Below are 23,048 nucleotides of genomic sequence, written 5' to 3' on the forward strand. Positions count from 1 at the left end.
TTATTGACTGGCAACTTTAAGTATTACATCAATTTAAAGCTTCTTACTTGCTCATCCAGTGAACGCGCTAGATTTAACAGCTCCTCACTTACTTTTTGGTTATCGTTAGCATCCACTAATGACCGCTCAGCGTTATCACTAATACCAATAACACTCCTATTTATTTCCTCTGCGGCTAAGTTTTGCTGTTCTGTTGCGTCGGCTATTTGAATATTAAGTTGATTTATTTCATTCATCTGCATAGAAATATCTTTTAAAGCTTGAGCAACATTTTTTACTTGTTGCGCTCTAGCATCAGCTTCCTCACACGATTCACCCATGGTTTTAACCGTTTGCGCTGCTTCGGATTGTAGCTTGTCGATTGTGCGACGAATTTCATCAGTGGATGCATGGGTACGAGTTGCCAACGTACGTACTTCATCAGCCACCACAGCAAAGCCCCGCCCAGCTTCACCTGCGCGTGCGGCTTCAATCGCAGCATTAAGAGCTAACAAATTGGTCTGTTCAGCAATACTGCTAATCACTTCGAGTACTTTTCCTACCTCAAGTGTTTGTACTTGTAGTTGACTTACTTGCGCTGCAGCTTGGCGAACATCGTCTGCCAATTGATTAATACTGAGTTCGGTTTGTTCAGCAACATGCATACTTTGTTGTGCCAGTTCATTACTGTTTTCTGATTTTTCAGAGGCAAAGTGGGTGGTGTTTTTTACTTCATTAGAGGAGCTCTCTAGTTCATTTATAGCTGCAGCTACGGAGTCTGTATTTTTCTTTTGCTCTAAAATAGCGCGCTCAGTAGTATCCGCTGAGGTATAAATTTTTTCTGCGGAGTGGATCAATACTTTTGATGAATGGGATACTTGAGCAATATTATCTTTAAAGGTGGCGATCATCTTATTAAAGCTGGTGGCGAGCCAACCCAGTTCATCTTCCGCGCTATCGTCAATTCGCAGGCTCAAATCTTTGTTGGTTGTAGCTAAATGCATAGCATGACCAAGCTTTTTAAGGCGGACAATAAAAATTTGTCTAAACATAATGCCCAGTAATACAAAAGCAATAATAAAAATAATAGAGAGTAATGCGGTATTTACTAGGGTGTTGTAAGTCACAGTGTTATCAATATCAGCTAATGAGTAACTAATTTTAACTACGCCGAGTACATCACCTTCTTGTACTTGATGACAGCCAAGGCAATTAGTGCCTTTATAATCGCTACTGGCAAACATCGGGCGTAGGTAAGTCATGCTGCGGCTGTTATTTTGCTGATCAATTAGCAATGTTTCCTTGCCTTTTAAGGCCTCGCGTTCGATATCGTTGTTGGGTGCTTGATTTTTATTGCCAGGCCCATAAAGTTTATTAACAAGTGGGGAGCGAATAATATGCGCATCTTCAATATTTGGGTGTTTGCGTAGCTTTTGGCTTAATAGCTCTCTATTTGCCATGGTGCCTGTGAGCATTAAAGTGTTAATAGAGTCAAAGTAGTTATCAGCAAGAAGCTTAATATTTTCTGCAACTGTGTCTTGCGCAAGCGTTCGTTGTTGGCTTGAGCTACTAAGGATACTGGCAATTAACACAATAATGCCTGTTAGGGCTAATAGGGCATAAATTTTATGTTGGATTGATTTCACACGCACGACGCTTTTTCTAAATATTTGATCACGTATTATCTATATTTAAAAAAAGGTCGTTTTGACTTAGCGCAAATAGCGTGCAGTTAAAGAGCCGTGCTAGGACTGATTGATCATATGACTGGCAAGTTGCGCCAAAGATTTACGTAACCCTTCTCGTAATAAGGGATTATCAATTTCCGCGTCTAACGCTTTATTCATGCAGTACATCCATTGATCACGTAAGTCCTGATCGATCGGAAATGGCATATGGCGTTTACGCAGCATAGGGTGACCATGTTTTTCAACAAACAAGTCTGGACCACCTAACCAGCCAGATAAAAACTCAAAAAACACTTGGCGAATACGATCCAATGGTTGAGGATGCATATCATATAACGGTTTGGCGTATTCATCGCTTGCCATTATGTCGTAGAATCTATTGGCTAGGGCGCGCGCGCCTTGTTCGCCACCCATAATTTGGTATGGGGTTTTTTCTGGTGTTGGTGCTTCTGGTTGCTTCGATTTTGAGAAAAGTCGTTTAATCATAAAGTTATCATCGTTAATAAGCAGTAATGTACGAGGTAGATTACTGCACAAAGAGGTTGCTCGAATATGGACAAATATGCGGTTTTTGGAAATCCCATCAAACACTCAAAATCACCCGCGATACATACGCAATTTGCAACCTCACTAGGTGAACAAATTGAATACAGCGCAATATTAGCACCGATTGATGACTTTAAAAAAGCGCTGACTGAGTTTTTTGCCAACGGCGGGAAAGGGGCTAATGTTACTGTGCCATTTAAAGAGCAAGCATTTGATCTCGTTGCTGAGCGCACCGAATTGGCAACCATTGCAGGGGCTGTGAATACAATAAAGTTATTAGACGATGGCCGTTTATTGGGTGATAACACCGATGGTATTGGCTTTGTGAATGATTTACTTGCAAATAACGTGACTATAAAAGATAAGCGAATTTTACTTATCGGTGCTGGTGGTGCTGCGCGTGGTGTTGTACTCCCTTTGTTGGCGCAACAACCCCTTGAAATAATTATAGTTAACCGCACAGCGGCAAAAGCAAAAGCATTAGCTCAGCTGTTTGCACAATATGGCGAAGTGACAGGCTTCGGATTTGATGATTTACCCGTAAGTGATTACTCACTGATTGTTAATTCAACATCTAGCAGCATGCTCGGAGAGTTACCGGCATTAAAACAACAGCACTTAGATAGCTGTAATTACGTTTATGATATGTTTTACTCACAGCAAAACACACTGTTTATGCAATGGGCGCAGGATTATAAAGCGGATATTAAAGTATTAGATGGTAGCGGTATGCTAGTTGGCCAAGCAGCACAAGCCTATTTTGTATGGCGCAACAAAATGCCTGAAATTCTGCCCGTGGTTAAAGCATTAAAATCAGGAGAGCTGAAATGAACCAAGCGATTCAATTTATAGATCGCATGGAGTTTAATGCGCAAGCTCAGCTTTTAACCTTTTACGCGCAAGTGAACGGTTTAATGGTGGAATGCATTATTGATACGCAAAGCTTAGCTATTTCAGATATTGAATCAGCAAAGCAGCATTTTGACATGCTGCGCTTTGATTATGAAGAACTTGCCGAGCAACAAATCGAAGATGAAGCGTATAACTCGGCAGGACAAATCATTGTTTCAGTGCTGAGTTAATCCTCAGCTAAATATTCATCTTTAAGCTCAACATAATTAGTTGCTGATATTTTTAAAAAGCTAAGCTCTTGCTCTGTTAAGGGTCTAGCTTGTTTTACTGGGCTGCCAACGTATAAAAAACCAGATTCTAAACGTTTATTAGGTGGCACAAGAGAACCTCCACCGATGATCACATCATCTTCTACAATAGCGTTATCCATCACTATGGCACCCATACCTACTAATATACGGTTCCCTAAGCGACAACCATGTAGCATCACTTTATGCCCTACGGTTACATCGTCACCAATAATTAATGGATAGCCATCGGGATTACTTTTACTGGCACGAGTTAGATGCAATACGCTGCCATCTTGTATATTTGTACGCTCTCCAATTCGTATATAGTTAACATCACCACGGGCAGCAACTAGAGGCCATATACTACTGTTGTCTCCCAAAGTAATATTACCGACTAAAACGGCAGACTCATCAACATAGACTGATTGATTAAAGGTAGGAGTCATTCCTTTATAAGAGCGGATTGTCATTCGAGCACCTAAAAATATTGGAGTAAGTAATACGAGTGTACCAGCAGAGCCTATAAAATGGCCAGAGGGGAGCTGCTTTGTTCAGAAAACTATCGCTTTTGATGCCTTTAGCTCGTAAAACAGACGAACAGCACTTTATTTGAAGTTTTCTTCAAAAAACGCTTGCGTAAAATCCGCCGCGCCCTATAATGCGACCCCACTGAGACGGCAGAGCGCAACGCATAGCGGGGCATGAGCTACTTAGTAAGTCGAGTAAAACTTGAGTTCAGATTTTTAGAAAGTTTAAATTTAAGTGTTGACAAAAAAATAGGAAAGCGTATTATGCGCAGCCCTAGCGAGATAAAGTTTAACTTTAACCGCAACGTTCTTTAACAATATAAAGCAATCATCTGTGTGGGCACTCGTACAGATTGAGTTCTAACAGCAAAACTACTTAGGTAGGGATGCAAACAAATTTAGAGTCTCAATTGAAACTGAGTGACCAACAGCAATAAATTTATTTATTGCAGCACAGTCAATTCGTTTTTGGCAACAAAAACAAATAATTCAGAATTCATTGAGCATGTCCTTCGGGACAGAAAAAACTTTTAATTGAAGAGTTTGATCATGGCTCAGATTGAACGCTGGCGGCAGGCCTAACACATGCAAGTCGAGCGGTAACAGAGAGGTGCTTGCACCTTTGCTGACGAGCGGCGGACGGGTGAGTAATGCTTGGGAATATGCCTTTTGGTGGGGGACAACAGTTGGAAACGACTGCTAATACCGCATGATGTCTACGGACCAAAGTGGGGGACCTTCGGGCCTCACGCCAAGAGATTAGCCCAAGTGGGATTAGCTAGTTGGTAAGGTAATGGCTTACCAAGGCGACGATCCCTAGCTGGTTTGAGAGGATGATCAGCCACACTGGGACTGAGACACGGCCCAGACTCCTACGGGAGGCAGCAGTGGGGAATATTGCACAATGGGCGCAAGCCTGATGCAGCCATGCCGCGTGTGTGAAGAAGGCCTTCGGGTTGTAAAGCACTTTCAGTAAGGAGGAAAGGGTGTGTTTTAATAGAGCACATCTGTGACGTTACTTACAGAAGAAGCACCGGCTAACTCCGTGCCAGCAGCCGCGGTAATACGGAGGGTGCGAGCGTTAATCGGAATTACTGGGCGTAAAGCGTACGCAGGCGGTTTGTTAAGCGAGATGTGAAAGCCCTGGGCTCAACCTGGGAACTGCATTTCGAACTGGCAAACTAGAGTGTGATAGAGGGTGGTAGAATTTCAGGTGTAGCGGTGAAATGCGTAGAGATCTGAAGGAATACCGATGGCGAAGGCAGCCACCTGGGTCAACACTGACGCTCATGTACGAAAGCGTGGGGAGCAAACAGGATTAGATACCCTGGTAGTCCACGCCGTAAACGATGTCTACTAGAAGCTCGGGTCCTCGGACTTGTTTTTCAAAGCTAACGCATTAAGTAGACCGCCTGGGGAGTACGGCCGCAAGGTTAAAACTCAAATGAATTGACGGGGGCCCGCACAAGCGGTGGAGCATGTGGTTTAATTCGATGCAACGCGAAGAACCTTACCTACACTTGACATACTGAGAACTTACTAGAGATAGTTTGGTGCCTTCGGGAACTCAGATACAGGTGCTGCATGGCTGTCGTCAGCTCGTGTTGTGAGATGTTGGGTTAAGTCCCGCAACGAGCGCAACCCCTATCCTTAGTTGCTAGCAGGTAATGCTGAGAACTCTAAGGAGACTGCCGGTGATAAACCGGAGGAAGGTGGGGACGACGTCAAGTCATCATGGCCCTTACGTGTAGGGCTACACACGTGCTACAATGGCGCATACAGAGTGCTGCGAACTCGCGAGAGTAAGCGAATCACTTAAAGTGCGTCGTAGTCCGGATTGGAGTCTGCAACTCGACTCCATGAAGTCGGAATCGCTAGTAATCGCGTATCAGAATGACGCGGTGAATACGTTCCCGGGCCTTGTACACACCGCCCGTCACACCATGGGAGTGGGTTGCTCCAGAAGTAGATAGTCTAACCTTAGGGAGGACGTTTACCACGGAGTGATTCATGACTGGGGTGAAGTCGTAACAAGGTAGCCCTAGGGGAACCTGGGGCTGGATCACCTCCTTATACGATTTAGAACTTATTTGTTCGTAGTGTCCACACAGATGATTGTTAATTAGTTTTGCCCAGTGGGTTTAACTAATTAATATGCTCTTTAAAAATTTGGAAAAGCTGATAATAAAATTCGTATGAATACATTTGTATTTATACAGAGTTTTCAAAAGTAAAAAAGAATGATAGCAGTATCATTCAGTGCCATTTAATGAACGTTTTACGTTTGTTGATTGGTATCTACTTTAGTATTCAATATTAACTTCTGGCGAAGTTAAACTGTCACTAACGTATAACTAAACTTTAGGGTTTAGTATTGCGACGTGGATTTGATGCTTAGGCAACGCCGCTGATATTTTTGTCGCTGGGCGCATAACGTGTTATGTAACCAAGCAAAAATAGAAAGCAAGGCAGCATAAGTAACAAAGACCAAGCAAGACCCGTTTGGGTTGTATGGTTAAGTGACTAAGCGTACACGGTGGATGCCTTGGCAGTTGGAGGCGATGAAGGACGTATTAACTTGCGATAAGCCTAGTCAAGCTAGTAAAAAGCACTTGAGACTAGGATTTCCGAATGGGGAAACCCACCTGCTTGCAGGTATCGTTAACTGAATACATAGGTTAACGAGGCGAACGCGGAGAACTGAAACATCTAAGTACCCGTAGGAAAAGAAATCAACCGAGATTCCGGAAGTAGCGGCGAGCGAAACCGGAACAGCCCTTAAGCTTATTATGTGTTAATGGAAGGCGCTGGAAAGCGCCACGATACAGGGTGATAGTCCCGTACATGAAAAGGCATTTTAAGTGAAATCGAGTAGGTCGGAGCACGTGAAACTTTGACTGAATATAGGTGGACCATCATCTAAGGCTAAATACTCCCAACTGACCGATAGTGAACCAGTACCGTGAGGGAAAGGCGAAAAGAACCCCTGTGAGGGGAGTGAAATAGAACCTGAAACCGTGTACGTACAAGCAGTAGGAGCAGACTTGTTCTGTGACTGCGTACCTTTTGTATAATGGGTCAGCGACTTATATTTTGTAGCGAGGTTAACCGATTAGGGTAGCCGTAGGGAAACCGAGTCTTAACTGGGCGAATAGTTGCAAGGTATAGACCCGAAACCCGGTGATCTAGCCATGGGCAGGTTGAAGGTTGAGTAACATCAACTGGAGGACCGAACCCACTAACGTTGAAAAGTTAGGGGATGACCTGTGGCTAGGAGTGAAAGGCTAATCAAACCGGGAGATAGCTGGTTCTCCCCGAAATCTATTTAGGTAGAGCCTCGGACGAATACTTACGGGGGTAGAGCACTGTTAAGGCTAGGGGGTCATCCCGACTTACCAACCCTTTGCAAACTCCGAATACCGTAAAGTACTATCCGGGAGACACACGGCGGGTGCTAACGTCCGTCGTGAAGAGGGAAACAACCCAGACCGCCAGCTAAGGTCCCAAAGTCATAGTTAAGTGGGAAACGATGTGGAAAGGCCCAGACAGCCAGGAGGTTGGCTTAGAAGCAGCCATCCTTTAAAGAAAGCGTAATAGCTCACTGGTCGAGTCGGTCTGCGCGGAAGATGTAACGGGGCTAAACTATGCACCGAAGCTGCGGATTCATCTTAGGATGAGTGGTAGGGGAGCGTTCTGTAAGCGGTTGAAGGTGTACCGGGAGGTATGCTGGACGTATCAGAAGTGCGAATGCTGACATGAGTAACGATAATGCGGGTGAAAAACCCGCACGCCGGAAGACCAAGGGTTCCTATCCCATGTTAATCAGGGTAGGGTAAGTCGACCCCTAAGGCGAGGCCGAAAGGCGTAGTCGATGGGAAACGGATTAATATTTCCGTACTTGGTATAATTGCGATGGGGGGACGGAGCAGGCTAAGCAAGCATGGCGTTGGTAGTCCATGTGAAAGTGAGTAGGCTAGTGACTTAGGTAAATCCGGGTTGCTGTTAGGCTGAGACACGAGACGAGTCACTAAGGTGATGAAGTTGCTGATGCCATACTTCCAGGAAAAGCCTCTAAGCTTCAGATTATACCGAATCGTACCCCAAACCGACACAGGTGGTCAGGTAGAGAATACTAAGGCGCTTGAGAGAACTCGGGTGAAGGAACTAGGCAAAATCGTACCGTAACTTCGGGAGAAGGTACGCTCCGATTGGTGATGAGACTTGCTCTCTAAGCTGATTGGAGCCGCAGTGACCAGGTGGCTGGGACTGTTTATTAAAAACACAGCACTGTGCAAAATCGCAAGATGACGTATACGGTGTGACACCTGCCCGGTGCCGGAAGGTTAATTGATGGGGTTATCTTCGGAGAAGCTCTTGATCGAAGCCCCGGTAAACGGCGGCCGTAACTATAACGGTCCTAAGGTAGCGAAATTCCTTGTCGGGTAAGTTCCGACCTGCACGAATGGTGTAACCATGGCCACGCTGTCTCCACCCGAGACTCAGTGAAATTGAAATCGCAGTGAAGATGCTGTGTACCCGCGGCTAGACGGAAAGACCCCGTGAACCTTTACTACAGCTTGGCACTGAACATTGAACCTACATGTGTAGGATAGGTGGGAGACTTAGAAGATGAGACGCTAGTTTTGTTGGAGTCGTCCTTGAAATACCACCCTTGTAGTTTTGATGTTCTAACGTTGGCCCCTGGATCGGGGTTACGGACAGTGCCTGGTGGGTAGTTTGACTGGGGCGGTCTCCTCCCAAAGAGTAACGGAGGAGCACGAAGGTTGGCTAAGTACGGTCGGACATCGTACGGTTAGTGTAATGGTAGAAGCCAGCTTAACTGCGAGACAGACACGTCGAGCAGGTACGAAAGTAGGTCATAGTGATCCGGTGGTTCTGAATGGAAGGGCCATCGCTCAACGGATAAAAGGTACTCCGGGGATAACAGGCTGATACCGCCCAAGAGTTCATATCGACGGCGGTGTTTGGCACCTCGATGTCGGCTCATCACATCCTGGGGCTGAAGTCGGTCCCAAGGGTATGGCTGTTCGCCATTTAAAGTGGTACGCGAGCTGGGTTTAGAACGTCGTGAGACAGTTCGGTCCCTATCTGCCGTGGGCGTTTGAGAATTGAGAGGGGTTGCTCCTAGTACGAGAGGACCGGAGTGAACGAACCGCTGGTGTTCGGGTTGTCATGCCAATGGCATTGCCCGGTAGCTACGTTCGGAACTGATAAGCGCTGAAAGCATCTAAGCGCGAAGCAGGCCTCGAGATGAGTTCTCACTAGACTTTTAAAGTCTCTGAAGGGCCGTTGAAGACTACAACGTTGATAGGCAAGATGTGGAAGCATAGTGATATGTTAAGCTAACTTGTACTAATTACCCGTGAGGCTTAACCATACAACGCCAAACGCGTTTTATGCGACAGTTTAAGCGAAGAAGTTAATATAACTAAAGTAGATTTACTGAAAACTTTATTATCAGAAATTCCAAATTTTAGTTAGTGCGTAGTAATACGGACTGACAACCAAATTTGCTTGGTGACAATAGCGTTTTGGACCCACCTGACCCCATGCCGAACTCAGTAGTGAAACGAAACAGCGCCGATGATAGTGTAGCATTTGTTATGTGAAAGTAGGACATTGCCAGGCTCCAAATTAAAGAAACCCGTTACAGCGATGTAACGGGTTTTTTGTTGTTTAAAAGAAAGATGCTAGGTCCTAGTTTGCTAGGCGGTCATTACGTAAGTGTCCGACAAAACACACCTAGCATATCGAGCTCAGTAGTGAAACGAAACAGCGTGATGAGAGTGCCGCATTTGTTATGTGGCTCTCTACCGCTGTGGGCACTACGTCATCGCCAGGCTCCAAATTGAGAAAGCCCGACTAGCAATAGTCGGGCTTTTATGTTTAGAATATTGCGCGAACGCTGAGGGCGTAACGTCGGTCAGTGGTAAAGCTAAGTGCTTCAGTTTTGGTTCCATCTTGGTCCAATTGATACTGGGTTTTTGTTTCGGTATCAAGCAAGTTGCTCGCTTCAAAACCTATTTTCCAATGATCATTGATTGTGTAGTACAGACTGGCGTCCATCATGCCTGAAGCTTCAGCATAAGCCGGTACGTACTCTTCAGATTCTCGTAGGGTCAACAGGTATTCAGAGCGCCAAGTATAAGCTAGACGAAATGAAATGTTTTCGTACTCATACATGCCAATCACATTCAAATTTTGGTCTGAATAGCCTTGTAGTGGTAAATCACTAAATACGCGGAAGGTGTTACGATTATCCGCAATAGGGTTACCGTTTTCATCAAAGCCAAGGGTACCTGCAGATACTTCGTTTGGATCCTCTAAACCGTCTTGGTCTATATAGGTGTAGTTAAATTGTAATCCTAAACCACTTAATGCACCAGGCAACATGTCATAGAATTGAGAGTAGGAAAACTCAGCTCCACGGATGGTGCCTGAACCCGTATTTGCAGGCCCATAAGCAGATACATCGTAAATTTCGTCATTGAAGGTAACATCTAAATCAAATGCTCTATTACGGATTATGTTACTTAACTCTTTATTAAATAACCCTACCGTGACATAGCCTGCGGGGGCGAAGTACCATTCAGTTGATAAATCGATATTAATTGACTCTTCAGGTTTCAGGTTTGGATTGCCTGATAATGCTGTCAGCTCTATATCATCAAGTGCAACAACCGGGTTATTTGCTTCATCATAGTCGGCACCAGGGGTTTGGAGTCGGCGAGTGTAATCTAAATTAAGAATACTGATATTACGGGCATCAACTAGGCTTGGGTAATACAATGCTTTTGATGCTCCAAACCGAACAACAACATCTTCGCTTATGGCAAAGCTTAAATTTAGGCTTGGTAAGATAGTGTTGTAGTCGGTGCCGTCAACAGTACTTAACTGAGATTCACCATTGGCAATATCATAGTAACGCTTATACTCAGCCTGTTGCATTACTTCATTTAATGATGTGCCAGGTTCACCGCGTTTAATTACTTGTGGTTGCACAAAGGCGCCAGTTGATTGCAATTGATAATTAACATAGCGCAAACCAATATTACCTGTAACTGGAATTGCTAAATCTATAAAATCAAAATCGCTGCGAATGTAAAATTCACTACGCTTTTCATTTGTTGAGCTAATGTTATGGGCTGCAAAGGGCCCTTCGATACGATTATCTTTATCTGCATAAGGTACATAAGTGCCGGAGCACGCACCATTGTTTGCTGCGCTATTTGTGGCATTATGCCAACCATCCTGACAGCCTTGACGCAATGAGTCTGCGTAGTTTTTAACTAGCTCCATACTTGGGAATAGGAAATTATCCACGTTTCCCTGTAGCACTTGACCATGGTAATAGTCTGAAAAGTCTACGCGTTCAAATAGTTCTGGGCGATTGACCGCTGCTGCAGCATTACGATCTGCTTGTATCCAAGGGGTGCCAATTGCAGACCAGCCTTCATAGGCTGTATCGCGCACGGTTAGGTCTTTATCTGAGACATAAAAACCCGCTTTAATGTTTGTGAAATTACCATCAAGTTCATAATTTATATCAAACTTAAAACTGTTTGCGGTTGCGGTATTATGCTCTTCTTGTTCCATGCCACTACCTAGAAATAAATTAGGCACGGGGCCATCCCAGTCTTCATTTGGTGACCAGCCCGCGGTCATTATGTTGTCACTGATAAACTCAACAGTTGGTCTATCGCCTCGCATATCCAGAAAATACGGTGATACAGCATGAACATGATTACCTCGAGTTTGACCTGACATGCTGTAATTATTAACGACTTTCTCTGAGTCTACATATTGGTAATCAAACTCTAGCGTGAGCCTATCGACTGGTTTTAAAACAAGGTTAAATGAGGTGTCCTCTACGGTGCTCTCATTATAGTTCCAACGGCTGCGATAGAAAAAAGGCGTTTCTGGGCTGACACCTAGCGCAATACCAGATGTTACAAAGCCATTCTCTGTAGTTAGTGGGTAACCATTTGCTGAATCATCTTGCCAATTTTGGGATGACCCCATAAAGCCTCTAAAGCCTTGTGCTGCTTGGCCGATTTGGCGCTCATGCCACTCTAATGATGCTTTTGAGTTGATATGCTCTACTGTCGCGACTATTTTGTCATCGTCACTCGCCCATTGTAATGAGCTGGTGAAGCCTGTTCGTTTACGGTCGTTAGTTGCTGTACTCATATGAATCGCTGCTGGTACATACCACACACTATTTGCTGGTTGACCTGGAAGTGCTGCACCGTCTACAGGTGAGCTTGGATCAACGCCGGTGATACCACCCCATTGATCAAGCGTAGGTATGAAGGAATCGCCACGAGCATGAAAGTTACCTAAACCCACGCCGTCGCCACGGGTCTTATATTCAGATTGAGATGCCGCAATTAAAAAGCCAAACTTACCAGCACTCGTATCCCAGTTATCAGAGAAAAGCGCTGAGAAAGAGGGAGTGGTTTCATCGCGGAAATCATTGTAGTTTGCTTTGGCGTTAAAAGAAATTATTTGATCTGTAGAATCAAAGGGCTTACGGGTAATTAAATTAACGGTACCGGCAACACCACCTGAAATAAGGTCGGCAGTTTGATTTTTCACTACTTCTACAGCACTGAGTAATTCGGCAGGAAAATCTTCATAGCTTAAGCCGCCAGATGGATTCGCACTGAATGCATCACGCCCATTTACTTCAGAACGGACTCGGTCCAAACCGCGTACTAAAACGCCAGTACCTTCGTCAGCATAATGCTTTGGATCACTCGATGATGCAAAGCGTTCAATGGTGACGCCTGGCACACGCTGCAAGGCTTCGGTTACAGACTTGTCGGGCAAGGCGCCAATATCAGAAGCGGTAATTACGTCTTTTACGGTGTCGGCATAACGCTTAAGATTTTGCGCGCTATTAATACTGCCTCGGATCCCTGTTACTTCGATTACTTCAATTGCTTCATCTTTATTAGTATTGATGACATCGCTGTCATTTTGTTGCGAAGTTTGAGCTGAGAGCAACAGTGGGCATAAACCCAATAACGCATAAGAAATCGCTACGCTAAGCCGAGTTTTAGTGCGTTTTATATTGTTATAATTGCTATCGATGGCTAGTTTTGACATGGTTTAATCTCTTTTGTTTCTTATTATAACCAGTGTTAGTTTGACTGACTAATAGCCAGAAAAGCTATTCCCTTTAACCGACATTACGACCCAATATGCCAAGTATTAAATAAATTATACGCTATGCAGTATGTGGTCATAAAACGGTACAAAGTAACATTTTATTAATAATGTACCGTTACTTTTTAACACAAAAAAAGATAAAGTAAACGTTTCAATTAAAATATTTCTAATAATGCAATTTTGCAAAGGCAGCTGCTTGACAGGGTAAAAGAGCTTTTCAGTAGCACTAAAGTTTAGATATAAAAGAGCAGTTAATAGAGAAGAGCGTTGATTAAGTCGTTCTGTCCATGAATAAAATTAGATAAAAAAACGCCAGCATGCAGCCGCAGCCGGCGTTTAAATTCGGTTTTAAAGCGAGTTATTACGCTTTTGGTCCGGCATTTTTGATTTCATCTGAAACATCGTATTTTGCGAAGTTTTCTGTGAAATCAGCGGCTAACTTAGCTGCATATTCAGCGTATTTAGCTTTATCTTCCCAAGTGTTGATTGGGTTAAGTAGTTCGCTGTCAACGCCAGGCACTGCAACTGGTACGTCAAGGTTAAGTACGTCGATATGTTGAGTTTCTACCTCGACAAGTTTACCCGATACGATTGCATCAACAACAGCGCGGGTAGTTGGAATATCAAAACGTTTACCAGTGCCGTAAGGGCCACCAGTCCAACCAGTGTTAACTAGGTATACCTTAGCGCCAAACTCACGTACACGCTTCATAAGAAGCTCTGCGTATACACCTGCTGGACGTGGGAAGAAAGGTGCGCCAAAACAGGTTGAGAATGTTGATTCAATATCGCTGGTAGAACCAATTTCAGTTGAACCCACTTTTGCAGTGTAACCGCTTAGGAAATGAAACGCTGCCGCTTCTTCGCTAAGGATTGATACTGGTGGTAATACGCCACTTACATCACAGGTTAAGAATACCACTGCTTTTGGCTCGCCTGCGCGGTTTTCTACTTTACGCTTTTCAACGTGCTCAAGCGGATAAGCTGCGCGGCTATTTTGCGTTAGGCTAGTATCATGAAAATCAGGGATACCTTTTTCATCAAGTACGACATTCTCTAAGATAGTACCAAAGCGGATTGCATTCCAAATAACAGGCTCATTCTTTTGTGAAAGGTCGATACACTTAGCGTAACAGCCACCTTCAATGTTGAAAACACTGCCAGGTGCCCAGCCGTGCTCATCATCACCAATTAAAAAGCGAGTTGGATCGGCTGATAAAGTTGTTTTACCTGTGCCCGATAAACCAAAGAACAATGCTGTATCGCCAGCTTCGCCTACGTTAGCTGAGCAGTGCATTGGTAATACACCTTTAGCTGGAAGGAGGAAGTTCTGTACAGAGAACATCGATTTTTTCATTTCACCGGCATAACGCATACCTGCAAGCAGTACTTTGCGCTGTGCAAAGTTGATAATTACTGTGCCATCGCTGTTTGTGCCATCACGTTCTGGATCACAGACAAAAGAAGGTACATTCATTACCTGCCACTGGGGTAAATCAGATGCATTATAAGATTTAGGCTCGATAAACATGTTTTTGGCAAAAATATGGTGCCATGCAGTTTCAGTTGTAACAACAACTGGTAAATAGTGCTCAGGATCAGCGCCAACTTCAAGGTGAGAGATGAAGTGGTCATTGCTTTGCACATGTGCTTCTACACGTGCCCATAAAGCGTCAAATTTATCTGCATCGAAAGGGCGGTTTACATTACCCCATTGAATTTCATTTTCAGTACTTGATTCTTGAACAATAAAACGGTCTTTTGGAGAACGGCCAGTACGGCGACCAGTGTTCGCAACAAAAGCTCCATTGGCGGCTAAAGTCCCTTCGCCACGACGGATCGCGTGTTCGACAAGTTCAGCTGCAGTTAGATCGACAAAACGAGTAGCGCTTGAAGTCATGTTTATACCTAAATTGTGTGAGATTGAACGGGATAGCTCTGGGGTTCTTGTTTCCCTTTAAGCTGTAATTATAGTAACAGATGGATTAGGGATATTCGAGTCTATGAAAGGCCTAAAAACACATATATTTGGCAAAAAACATGAATAATTTCAATGATACCGGTGTCATAAAAATCATTAAATTCATGACACCGGTATCATCTCTGCGCACAAAAAAGCCGCAATAAATACGGCTTGAGTTTTGTGTTTTTTTTGAACGATGCTATTAGTTGAAAATACTCTTCACATCTTGTTCGTTAAAAATGTAATCTTTTAAGCAATAGTGACAGCTGATTTTTACTTCACCATTTTCAATAACGTCATCTAATAAAGCTTGTTGACCTATATTAACGAGCGCAGTGATGGTTTTTTCTCTACTACAACCACATTTAAACTGGATTGCTTGCGGCTCGTACACTCGAGGATTATCTTCATGATATAGCCGTGTTAGCACAGTGGCAGCATCAAGCCCTAATAACTCTTCATCTTTAATAGTATTGCTAAGTGCTTCTAAGTGGGTAAAGTCTTCTACAGACTTTTCTTTATTAACTGGAAGCACCTGCAATAGTAGCCCCGCAGCTTTTGCATGGCCTGCGGTGGTATCTGTGGCAAACCATAAGCGAGTTTGTAATTGCTCTGATTGGGTGAAATAAGCTTCTAGGCATGCAGCTAGGGTGTTGTGCTCAAGTGGCACGATACCTTGGTAGCGCTCTCCCTTTGTTGGAGTGATGGTTAATACCATAACGCCATTGCCAATTAAGTCTTGAATGGTTGAGCCTGTTACTTCACTTTGCAAGCGGGCAATACCGCGCATATTTTGTTGATGATCACCATTAATCACTGCGTACTTCACAGGGCCATCGCCTTGTAGTTGTACGGCTATATCACCTTCAAATTTTAAGGTGGCGGTAAGTAGGCAAGTTGCCACCAGTAATTCACCCAACAAAGCTTGCACGGGGGCTGGGTAATTATGATTAGCAATCATTTCATTATAAGCTTGCTCTATTTGCACGAGTTCGCCTCGGACGTCTAGTTGATCAAATGTATAACGATGAAGTAGATCTTGTTGCATGAGTGGCTTTACCTAACTTGATTTCATTTTTAAAAGTTCGCGTCTTTGCTTTTTATCTGGTTTACGATCCGGATGCGGTGCAAAAAAGCTATTGTTTTTACGCGCGATGCTATTGGCTTCGCGTTTTTCGATACTTGCATCGGATTCTTGATACAAGGTTTGAGCAATGGGGGCACTTAAGCGTTTATCAAGTAATTTAAGCACAGTGATAACTTTTTCATCAACTCCTTGAGCAAGTTTAATCACGGCATCTAGTTCGACTATTTTGCTAGGTTTAGTGCGTTGACCATTATAATGTACTTTACCACCTTGCACCATGTCCCGTGCGATGGCGCGGGTTTTATAAAAGCGTGCAGCCCACAACCATTTGTCTAAACGGATACTCATTGTTTCATCTTTTGACATAGCATTACGGGTGTTACTTTTTGACACAATTGTACTCTTTAAAAGCGCGGCTCTGTAAGGCAAAATTTAGCATGAAACTTACTAACAAAGAAATAGTCGAAGCTTTTCACACTCATCGTAAGCGTTAATTTACCCTGTTTACAAAGTTTAATATTAGTGTGCTTGTTGAATGAAAAATGAAAAGGTACTATAGGCCAGCGATAAAGCAGTAAATTAAAATAAGAACATCATTTATGGAACAACAATTACAACAGCTAAAACACTTAGTCAGTAAATTACCCCATGCTAAATTGAGTTGGGTGGTAACGCTTTTAGCCGTTGTTTATATTGCCTTTTTAGCTGCGAAATTATTTTGGCTACTCTGGCCAATGCCTGCAAATTCAAGCCTTTCTCCTAGCTATATTAATACTGCTACAGGTAAACCTGAGCGTGTTAACACGCGATCAATTTTAGAGCAAAACTTGTTTGGTAAGGCCGATGCTGCGCCTAAAAAACCAGCAAATAAACAAGCACAAGTCATTAACAATGCACCAGAAACGCGATTAAGTATTAATTTAACCGGTATTGTCGCGGTCAGTGGCAACGACCTGACTGGCTTGGCAATTATTGAATCTCAAGGGCAACAAACAACCTATCTAGTTGATGACGTTGTGCAGGGGACTCGCGCAAAACTTGCGCAAGTATTACCAGATCGGGTGATCTTAGATGTCAGCGGTCGTTTTGAAACATTAATGCTAGATGGTATGGACTTTACTAAAAAAGTATCAATGCCTGTGCTCGCTGAACGCGATAGTGATGAGCCAGAACTTGGCGCGGGCCCGCAAATGGAAAGTGACCGCCAAATTGATGTAACAGCGAACCAAGATGTAAAAGAAGAGATTATAGAAACCCGCGAAGAGCTATTAAAAGATCCCGGTAAACTATTTGACTATATTCGAGTATCTCAGGCCATGAAGGACGGTGAACTAATTGGTTACCGCTTAAGCCCAGGCAAAGACCCTGCTTTATTTACGAAGATGGGATTACAAAATAATGATTTAGCTGTTTCGATTAACGGCTATCAACTAACTGATTTACAACAGGCCATGTCAGCTATTAATGAGCTGCGTAATAGCACCGATGCAAACATCACGATTGAACGTGAAGGCGAGCAAATCGATGTACAATTTAGCCTGCAATAACCTAGCTTTGGAGTTCTAATATAATGGTTCACGCGCTACACCTCAAAAAAATCAGAAAAGGGTTAGCTAAGTACGCAACACTTTTTTTTGCGGCTAGTTTATCTCTATCGGTGTCTGCCGTGGAGTATGCTGCAAACTTTAAAGGGACCGATATTAACGAGTTTATAAATATCGTTGGTAAGAATCTGAATAAAACCGTCATTATCGACCCTAACGTGCGTGGCAAAGTAAATGTGCGCAGTTATGAATTGATGGATGAAGCACTTTATTATCAATTCTTTTTAAATGTTTTAGAAGTTTACGGCTATTCAGTGGTTGAAATGGATAATGGCATTTTAAAGATTGAAAAAAGCTCTGATGCTAAAAAATCAAACGTGCCGTTAGTCACTGAAGATGACCAAGCGCGTGGTGATATGATGATCACCCGTGTGGTACGCGTTAAAAACGTCAGTGTGCAAGAGCTCGGCCCATTAGTGCGTCAGTTTAGCGATCAAAAAGATGGTGGCCATGTGGCTAACTTCAACGCTGCTAACGTAATGATGTTGACCGGTCACGCAGCATCAGTAAATCGGTTGGTAGAAATTATTCGCTCGGTAGACCAAGCGGGTGATAAACGCGTTGATATTGTAAAGCTAAAGTTTGCTACCGCTGACGATGTGGTATCTGTGGTTGATAATATTTACAAAGATAGCGGTAAAGGCAGCATTCCAGAATTTTTGATCCCTAAAGTAGTCGCGGATGGCCGTACCAATAGCGTGATTGTCAGTGGTGAAGGTCAAGCCAGAACCCGCGCCATCGAATTGATCAAACGCCTTGATGGTGAATTACAAAGCCAAGGTAATACCAAGGTTATCTACTTAAACTATGCTAACTCGGAAGATTTAGTTAAAGTATTGCAAGGGGTTAGTAAAACGCTTGCGGAAGAAGGTCAAGGTGCAGCGACTAAAACTCGTAGTCGCAGCCAAAATGAAACCAGTATCGAAGCCCACCCTGATTCTAACTCATTAGTCATTACTGCCCAGCCTGACACTATGCGTTCACTTGAATCTGTTATTGAGCGTTTGGATATCCGCCGCGCCCAAGTACTTGTTGAAGCAATCATTGTTGAAGTAATGGAAGCCGATGGAATTAACTTTGGTCTGCAGTGGATTTCAGAGCAAGGCGGTATGATGCAGTTTAACAACGGTAGTACCGTGCCGGTTGGTTCTTTGGCTGTGGCTGCTGAGCAAGCCCGTGATAAAGTAATAGAAGGTACTGTTACAGGTACTGAGACTGGAGTAACTTCACCCACTAAAGAGACTGTCCAAGGAGACTTAGGACCTCTTGCTACACTCCTTGGCGGCATCAATGGTTTAGCCATGGGGGTTATCAAAAATGACTGGGGCGCGATTATCCAAGCGGTCTCTACCGATACTAACTCTAATATTCTTGCCACGCCTTCTGTTACTACGATGGATAACGAAGAAGCGTCAATAATTGTTGGTCAAGAAGTACCCATTATCACCGGTTCACAAACCGGTTCTAACAATTCAAATCCATTCCAAACAGTTGAACGCCAAGAAGTGGGTGTCAAACTGAAAGTAACCCCGCAGATTAATGATGGTACTGCTGTGCAGTTGACTATCGAGCAAGAAGTGTCAGGTGTTAGTGGCGCGACCTCTGTTGATATTTCAATTAATAAACGTGCAATTAAAACTACGGTTATGGCTGATGATGGTGGCATGGTCGTGCTTGGTGGTCTAATCGATGAAGACGTGCAAGAAAGCGTTTCTAAAGTGCCATTGTTAGGCGATATCCCTATTCTTGGGCATTTATTCCGCTCAACCAGTACTAGTAAGCGTAAACGTAACTTAATCGTGTTTATTCGTCCAACCATTGTTCGTGATGGTATAAAAATGAATAAGCTGAGCCACAGTAAATATAACTTTATTCGTGGTGAGCAGTATAAACAAAAACAAGATGGTATTGATCTAATGCCTTTAACTGATGTGCCAATCCTACCTGAGTGGAATGATGCATTAGTACTGCCACCGACGTATGAAGAGTATTTAAAGCAGCAAAATGCGGATGAGCGCAATAATGACTGATGCAATCACCGAGATCACCGCAGAGTCCCCACAGCCGCTAGATAATAGCGAGCTGATGACCAGTAATGATTTAGTTGAGCTGCCTAATAAGCGCTTGCCGTTTTCGTATGCGCGACGTGCTGGCATGTTATTAAGTAAAAATAACGATGACCGGGTGGTTTTCTATCGTGGTGAGCTTGATATTGATGCCTTGTTAGAAGTGCGTCGTATCGCTGGTCATGGTTTTACGCTTGAACACTTAGCTGATGACAAGTTTGAGTTGTTATTAGAAGCATCGTATCAACGCGATAGCTCTGAAACCCAGCAAATGATGGAAGATATCGGTAACGAAGTGGATTTATTTTCACTGGCTGAAGAAATGCCGCAGACTGAAGACTTATTAGCGGGTGATGATGATGCGCCAATTATTAAGCTGATCAATGCCATGCTCAGTGAAGCGATTAAAGAAGGTGCCTCGGATATTCATATCGAAACCTTTGAGCAAGAGCTGGTGATCCGCTTTCGGGTTGATGGTGTGCTTAAAGAAGTGTTAAAACCAAACCGTAAGCTGGCCTCGTTATTAGTGTCGCGTATTAAAGTAATGGCGAAACTCGATATTGCCGAAAAGCGTATCCCGCAAGATGGTCGGATTAGTTTACGGATTGCTGGACGTGCAGTTGATGTCCGGGTATCAACTATGCCATCAAGTTTTGGTGAGCGGGTTGTACTGCGGTTACTTGATAAAAATAACGCGCGGTTAAACCTTGAAGATTTAGGTATGACGCTGCGCAATCGTGAATTGTTCTCTGATTTGATCAGCAAGCCGCACGGAATTATTTTGGTGACCGGTCCAACTGGTTCCGGTAAAAGTACCACGCTTTATGCGGGCATGAGCCAAATTAACTCTCGCGATCGGAATATTTTAACGGTTGAAGATCCCATCGAGTATGAAATTCCAGGTATTGGTCAAACTCAGGTAAATACTAAAGTTGATATGACCTTTGCCCGTGGCTTACGGGCAATCTTACGTCAAGATCCAGATGTCGTAATGGTTGGTGAAATACGCGACCTTGAAACCGCGCAAATTGGCGTACAAGCTTCATTGACGGGTCACTTAGTGATGTCAACATTACATACTAATACCGCAGCCGGTGCAATATCACGGATGGAAGATATGGGGGTTGAACCCTTCTTACTGTCATCTTCTTTGTTAGGGGTGCTATCGCAACGGCTAGTGCGCACGTTATGTAACAGCTGTAAAGAAGGTCACGTTGCCGATGAGCGCGAGTGTGAATTACTCGGCGTACCATTTGTAAATCCGCCGACCATTTACCGAGCAGTTGGCTGTGAAGAGTGTAACTTTAATGGTTACCGTGGCCGTACCGGTATTCACGAGTTACTGGTTGTTGATGAAACAGTCCGCGAACTGGTGCACAGTGGTAAAGGTGAGCAAAGTGTTGAAAAGTACATTCGCAAACATACGCCAAGTATTCGCCAAGATGGTTGTAGTCGTGTATTAGCTGGTAAAACCACCCTTGAAGAAGTATTACGTGTAACACGTGAGGAAGGCTAACCATGGCAGCATTTGAATACCGCGCGCTCGATGCTCGCGGCAAAGAGAAAAAGGGTATTCAAGAAGCGGATACTGCGAAACAAATACGCCAATCGTTACGCGAACAAGGGCTTACGCCGCTCGAAGTAGTTCCGGCCGCAGAAGGTGATAAGCAGGTAAAAGGTGAAAAAAGCTCACTGTTTGGCAGCTTTTTTAAAGCAAAAATATCCACCGCTGATCTCGCGTTGATCACACGTCAACTCGCTACCTTAATTCAATCGGCATTGCCAGTTGAGGGAGCGGTGATGGCGGTGGCTGAGCAATGTGAAAAACCGCGTATGAAACGTATGCTAATGTCGGTACGCTCAAAAGTTGTTGAAGGTTATACGCTTGCTGACGGTATGTCAGAATTTCCGCATGTGTTTGATAATTTATATCGCGCTATGGTCGCTGCAGGTGAGAAGTCAGGCCACTTAGACGCGGTATTGAACCGTTTGGCCGATTACACGGAGCAACGCCAGCACATGCGTAGTCAAATAACGCAAGCAATGGTATATCCGGTGATCTTAGTGATATTTGCCATTGGTATTGTTTCAATACTATTAGGTACTGTGGTGCCTAAGATATTAAAGACATTCGAAAAGTCAAAACAGGTTTTGCCTTGGACAACCGAGTGGGTAATGGCTGCCAGTAACTATGTACAAAATTATTGGCTCATTACTTTGGTATTATTCACCGCGGCGGTCATTGGTATTAAGCATGCGCTAAAACAGCCTAAGATCCGTTTTTGGTATGATTCGAAAATTTTGATGGTGCCGGGCATTGGTAAAGTAGCACGTAGTATTAATACCGCCAGATTTGCCCGTACCTTGAGTATTTTGTCGTCAAGCTCAGTGCCATTACTGGAAGGTATGCGTATTTCCGGTGGTGTATTGATCAATGAAAAAATCAAAAAAGCAGTGGCCGATGCTGCTACTCGTGTCAGTGAAGGGGCGAGTTTAAGAGCCTCTTTACAGCAAACTAAATTATTTCCACCGATGATGCTGCATATGATCGCCAGTGGTGAAAAATCAGGTGAACTCGAGCAGATGCTTGAGCGCGCTGCAAACAATCAAGATCGTGAATTTGAAACCATGGTAAATGTCTCGCTAAAACTGTTAGAGCCTGCGATGATAGCGTCCATGGCGGTTATTGTGTTATTTATCGTAATGGCCATATTACAACCCATTATGGCAATGAATAAAGCGATTGGACTTTAACTATTTTAGGGATTTCGTAATGCATTTTTAGCGTGTTACGATAGTTAATTATTAAGAACAACAGAGGTATGTACGTGAATAAACAAGCAGGTTTCTCATTACTCGAAGTTATGGTGGTACTGGTTATCATTGGCATGATCATGTCAATCGTGGCACCCAATATTATGGGCCAGCAAGAAGAAGCGGCATTAGATAAAGCGCATCTTGATATTCAGCAACTAGAAGATGCTATGAGTCTTTATAAATTAAAGAACAAAGCGTACTTAACCACAGAGCAGGGCCTTGAAGGGTTAGTAACTAAAACTAGCATTGAGCCAGTACCAAAGCGTTTTCCTGATGGTGGCTTTATTTCTAAATTACCTGAAGATCCATGGGGTAACCCGTACCAGTTAATCAGCCCAGGCGAAGTAGGCAAAATTGATATCTTTTCAATGGGTCCAGACGGTGAAGTAGGTACTGATGACGACATTGGTAACTGGGATGAAGAAAAATAATAA

General features: G+C 43.6%; 14 protein-coding genes and 3 rRNA genes. 10 read left to right on the plus strand and 7 right to left on the minus strand.

The window, feature by feature from the left end; translation table 11 throughout:
* Nucleotides 1-23: 23 nt before the first annotated feature.
* Nucleotides 24-1,625: a methyl-accepting chemotaxis protein gene (locus ACMVDV_RS14180; RefSeq protein ID WP_416158565.1), complete on the minus strand. Its 1,602-nt coding sequence runs from the start codon at nucleotides 1,623-1,625 to the stop codon at nucleotides 24-26.
* Nucleotides 1,626-1,724: 99 nt separating this feature from the next.
* Entirely contained in the window at nucleotides 1,725-2,153 is a 429-nt protein-coding gene (locus ACMVDV_RS14185; protein WP_416158566.1) for a group II truncated hemoglobin, read from the minus strand.
* 66 nt (nucleotides 2,154-2,219) lie between these two features.
* On the opposite strand from ACMVDV_RS14185, the gene aroE reads away from it, so the two are divergent.
* Nucleotides 2,220-3,044: a shikimate dehydrogenase gene (gene aroE / locus ACMVDV_RS14190; RefSeq protein WP_416158567.1), complete on the plus strand. Its 825-nt coding sequence runs from the start codon at nucleotides 2,220-2,222 to the stop codon at nucleotides 3,042-3,044.
* Nucleotides 3,041-3,295, plus strand: coding sequence for a DUF1488 domain-containing protein (locus ACMVDV_RS14195; protein ID WP_304178281.1), 255 nt, complete (start codon nucleotides 3,041-3,043; stop codon nucleotides 3,293-3,295). Before aroE ends, ACMVDV_RS14195 begins: the two co-directional genes overlap by 4 nt.
* Here ACMVDV_RS14195 and ACMVDV_RS14200 read toward each other — a convergent pair.
* Entirely contained in the window at nucleotides 3,292-3,825 is a 534-nt protein-coding gene (locus ACMVDV_RS14200; protein ID WP_416158568.1) for a gamma carbonic anhydrase family protein, read from the minus strand. The genes ACMVDV_RS14195 and ACMVDV_RS14200 overlap by 4 nt on opposite strands.
* 588 nt (nucleotides 3,826-4,413) lie before the next feature.
* Between ACMVDV_RS14200 and ACMVDV_RS14205 the strand changes: the two genes are divergently transcribed.
* From ACMVDV_RS14205 to rrf, 3 genes are all read left to right on the plus strand, one after another.
* Nucleotides 4,414-5,955 (plus strand): 16S ribosomal RNA (locus ACMVDV_RS14205).
* Nucleotides 5,956-6,395: 440 nt separating this feature from the next.
* Nucleotides 6,396-9,280: ribosomal RNA gene (locus tag ACMVDV_RS14210) — 23S ribosomal RNA — on the plus strand.
* A gap of 136 nt (nucleotides 9,281-9,416) precedes the next feature.
* Nucleotides 9,417-9,531: ribosomal RNA gene (rrf, locus tag ACMVDV_RS14215) — 5S ribosomal RNA — on the plus strand.
* The 16S, 23S and 5S rRNA genes sit together here, the layout of an rRNA operon.
* Before the next feature lie 258 nt (nucleotides 9,532-9,789).
* On the opposite strand, the gene ACMVDV_RS14220 is transcribed toward rrf, so the two are convergent.
* The 4 genes from ACMVDV_RS14220 to hslR all read right to left on the minus strand — a co-directional run bounded on the left by ACMVDV_RS14220 (nucleotide 9,790) and on the right by hslR (nucleotide 16,520).
* The gene (locus ACMVDV_RS14220; RefSeq protein WP_416158569.1) at nucleotides 9,790-13,014 is read right to left on the minus strand and encodes a TonB-dependent receptor; all 3,225 of its coding nucleotides are present in this window, start codon (nucleotides 13,012-13,014) and stop codon (nucleotides 9,790-9,792) included.
* A gap of 424 nt (nucleotides 13,015-13,438) precedes the next feature.
* Complete coding sequence (locus ACMVDV_RS14225) at nucleotides 13,439-14,977, minus strand: phosphoenolpyruvate carboxykinase (protein WP_416158570.1); 1,539 nt, start codon at nucleotides 14,975-14,977, stop codon at nucleotides 13,439-13,441.
* A gap of 265 nt (nucleotides 14,978-15,242) precedes the next feature.
* Complete coding sequence (gene hslO, locus ACMVDV_RS14230; RefSeq protein WP_416158571.1) at nucleotides 15,243-16,088, minus strand: Hsp33 family molecular chaperone HslO; 846 nt, start codon at nucleotides 16,086-16,088, stop codon at nucleotides 15,243-15,245.
* Nucleotides 16,089-16,100: 12 nt separating this feature from the next.
* Nucleotides 16,101-16,520, minus strand: coding sequence for a ribosome-associated heat shock protein Hsp15 (hslR, locus tag ACMVDV_RS14235; RefSeq protein WP_414704834.1), 420 nt, complete (start codon nucleotides 16,518-16,520; stop codon nucleotides 16,101-16,103).
* 206 nt (nucleotides 16,521-16,726) lie between these two features.
* On the opposite strand from hslR, the gene gspC reads away from it, so the two are divergent.
* From gspC to gspG, 5 genes are all read left to right on the plus strand, one after another.
* Complete coding sequence (gspC, locus tag ACMVDV_RS14240) at nucleotides 16,727-17,674, plus strand: type II secretion system protein GspC (protein WP_416158572.1); 948 nt, start codon at nucleotides 16,727-16,729, stop codon at nucleotides 17,672-17,674.
* Between the two features lie 23 nt (nucleotides 17,675-17,697).
* Nucleotides 17,698-19,761 (plus strand): type II secretion system secretin GspD, encoded by a 2,064-nt coding sequence (gene gspD, locus ACMVDV_RS14245; protein ID WP_416158573.1) that lies wholly within the window; start codon nucleotides 17,698-17,700, stop codon nucleotides 19,759-19,761.
* Nucleotides 19,754-21,313 carry a type II secretion system ATPase GspE gene (gene gspE, locus ACMVDV_RS14250; protein ID WP_416158574.1) on the plus strand — a complete coding sequence of 520 codons (1,560 nt, stop codon included), beginning with the start codon at nucleotides 19,754-19,756 and terminating at the stop codon, nucleotides 21,311-21,313. The genes gspD and gspE overlap by 8 nt, the downstream gene beginning before the upstream one ends.
* 2 nt (nucleotides 21,314-21,315) lie before the next feature.
* Complete coding sequence (gene gspF, locus ACMVDV_RS14255; RefSeq protein WP_416158575.1) at nucleotides 21,316-22,551, plus strand: type II secretion system inner membrane protein GspF; 1,236 nt, start codon at nucleotides 21,316-21,318, stop codon at nucleotides 22,549-22,551.
* Nucleotides 22,552-22,625: 74 nt separating this feature from the next.
* Nucleotides 22,626-23,045, plus strand: coding sequence for a type II secretion system major pseudopilin GspG (gene gspG, locus ACMVDV_RS14260; protein ID WP_304182465.1), 420 nt, complete (start codon nucleotides 22,626-22,628; stop codon nucleotides 23,043-23,045).
* The last annotated feature ends 3 nt before the right edge of the window (nucleotides 23,046-23,048 follow it).

It is taken from the genome of Pseudoalteromonas sp. ASV78 (assembly GCF_047806705.1).
Taxonomy (GTDB): domain Bacteria; phylum Pseudomonadota; class Gammaproteobacteria; order Enterobacterales; family Alteromonadaceae; genus Pseudoalteromonas; species Pseudoalteromonas prydzensis_A.

Bases quoted from the DNA above. Each gene is read 5' to 3' on its own strand.
- ACMVDV_RS14185 (WP_416158566.1), bottom strand. From the start codon at position 2,153: ATGATTAAACGACTTTTCTCAAAATCGAAGCAACCAGAAGCACCAACA.
- aroE (WP_416158567.1), top strand. From the start codon at position 2,220: ATGGACAAATATGCGGTTTTTGGAAATCCCATCAAACACTCAAAATCA.
- ACMVDV_RS14195 (WP_304178281.1), top strand. From the start codon at position 3,041: ATGAACCAAGCGATTCAATTTATAGATCGCATGGAGTTTAATGCGCAA.
- ACMVDV_RS14200 (WP_416158568.1), bottom strand. From the start codon at position 3,825: ATGACAATCCGCTCTTATAAAGGAATGACTCCTACCTTTAATCAATCA.
- ACMVDV_RS14220 (WP_416158569.1), bottom strand. From the start codon at position 13,014: ATGTCAAAACTAGCCATCGATAGCAATTATAACAATATAAAACGCACT.
- ACMVDV_RS14225 (WP_416158570.1), bottom strand. From the start codon at position 14,977: ATGACTTCAAGCGCTACTCGTTTTGTCGATCTAACTGCAGCTGAACTT.
- hslO (WP_416158571.1), bottom strand. From the start codon at position 16,088: ATGCAACAAGATCTACTTCATCGTTATACATTTGATCAACTAGACGTC.
- gspC (WP_416158572.1), top strand. From the start codon at position 16,727: ATGGAACAACAATTACAACAGCTAAAACACTTAGTCAGTAAATTACCC.
- gspD (WP_416158573.1), top strand. From the start codon at position 17,698: ATGGTTCACGCGCTACACCTCAAAAAAATCAGAAAAGGGTTAGCTAAG.
- gspE (WP_416158574.1), top strand. From the start codon at position 19,754: ATGACTGATGCAATCACCGAGATCACCGCAGAGTCCCCACAGCCGCTA.
- gspF (WP_416158575.1), top strand. From the start codon at position 21,316: ATGGCAGCATTTGAATACCGCGCGCTCGATGCTCGCGGCAAAGAGAAA.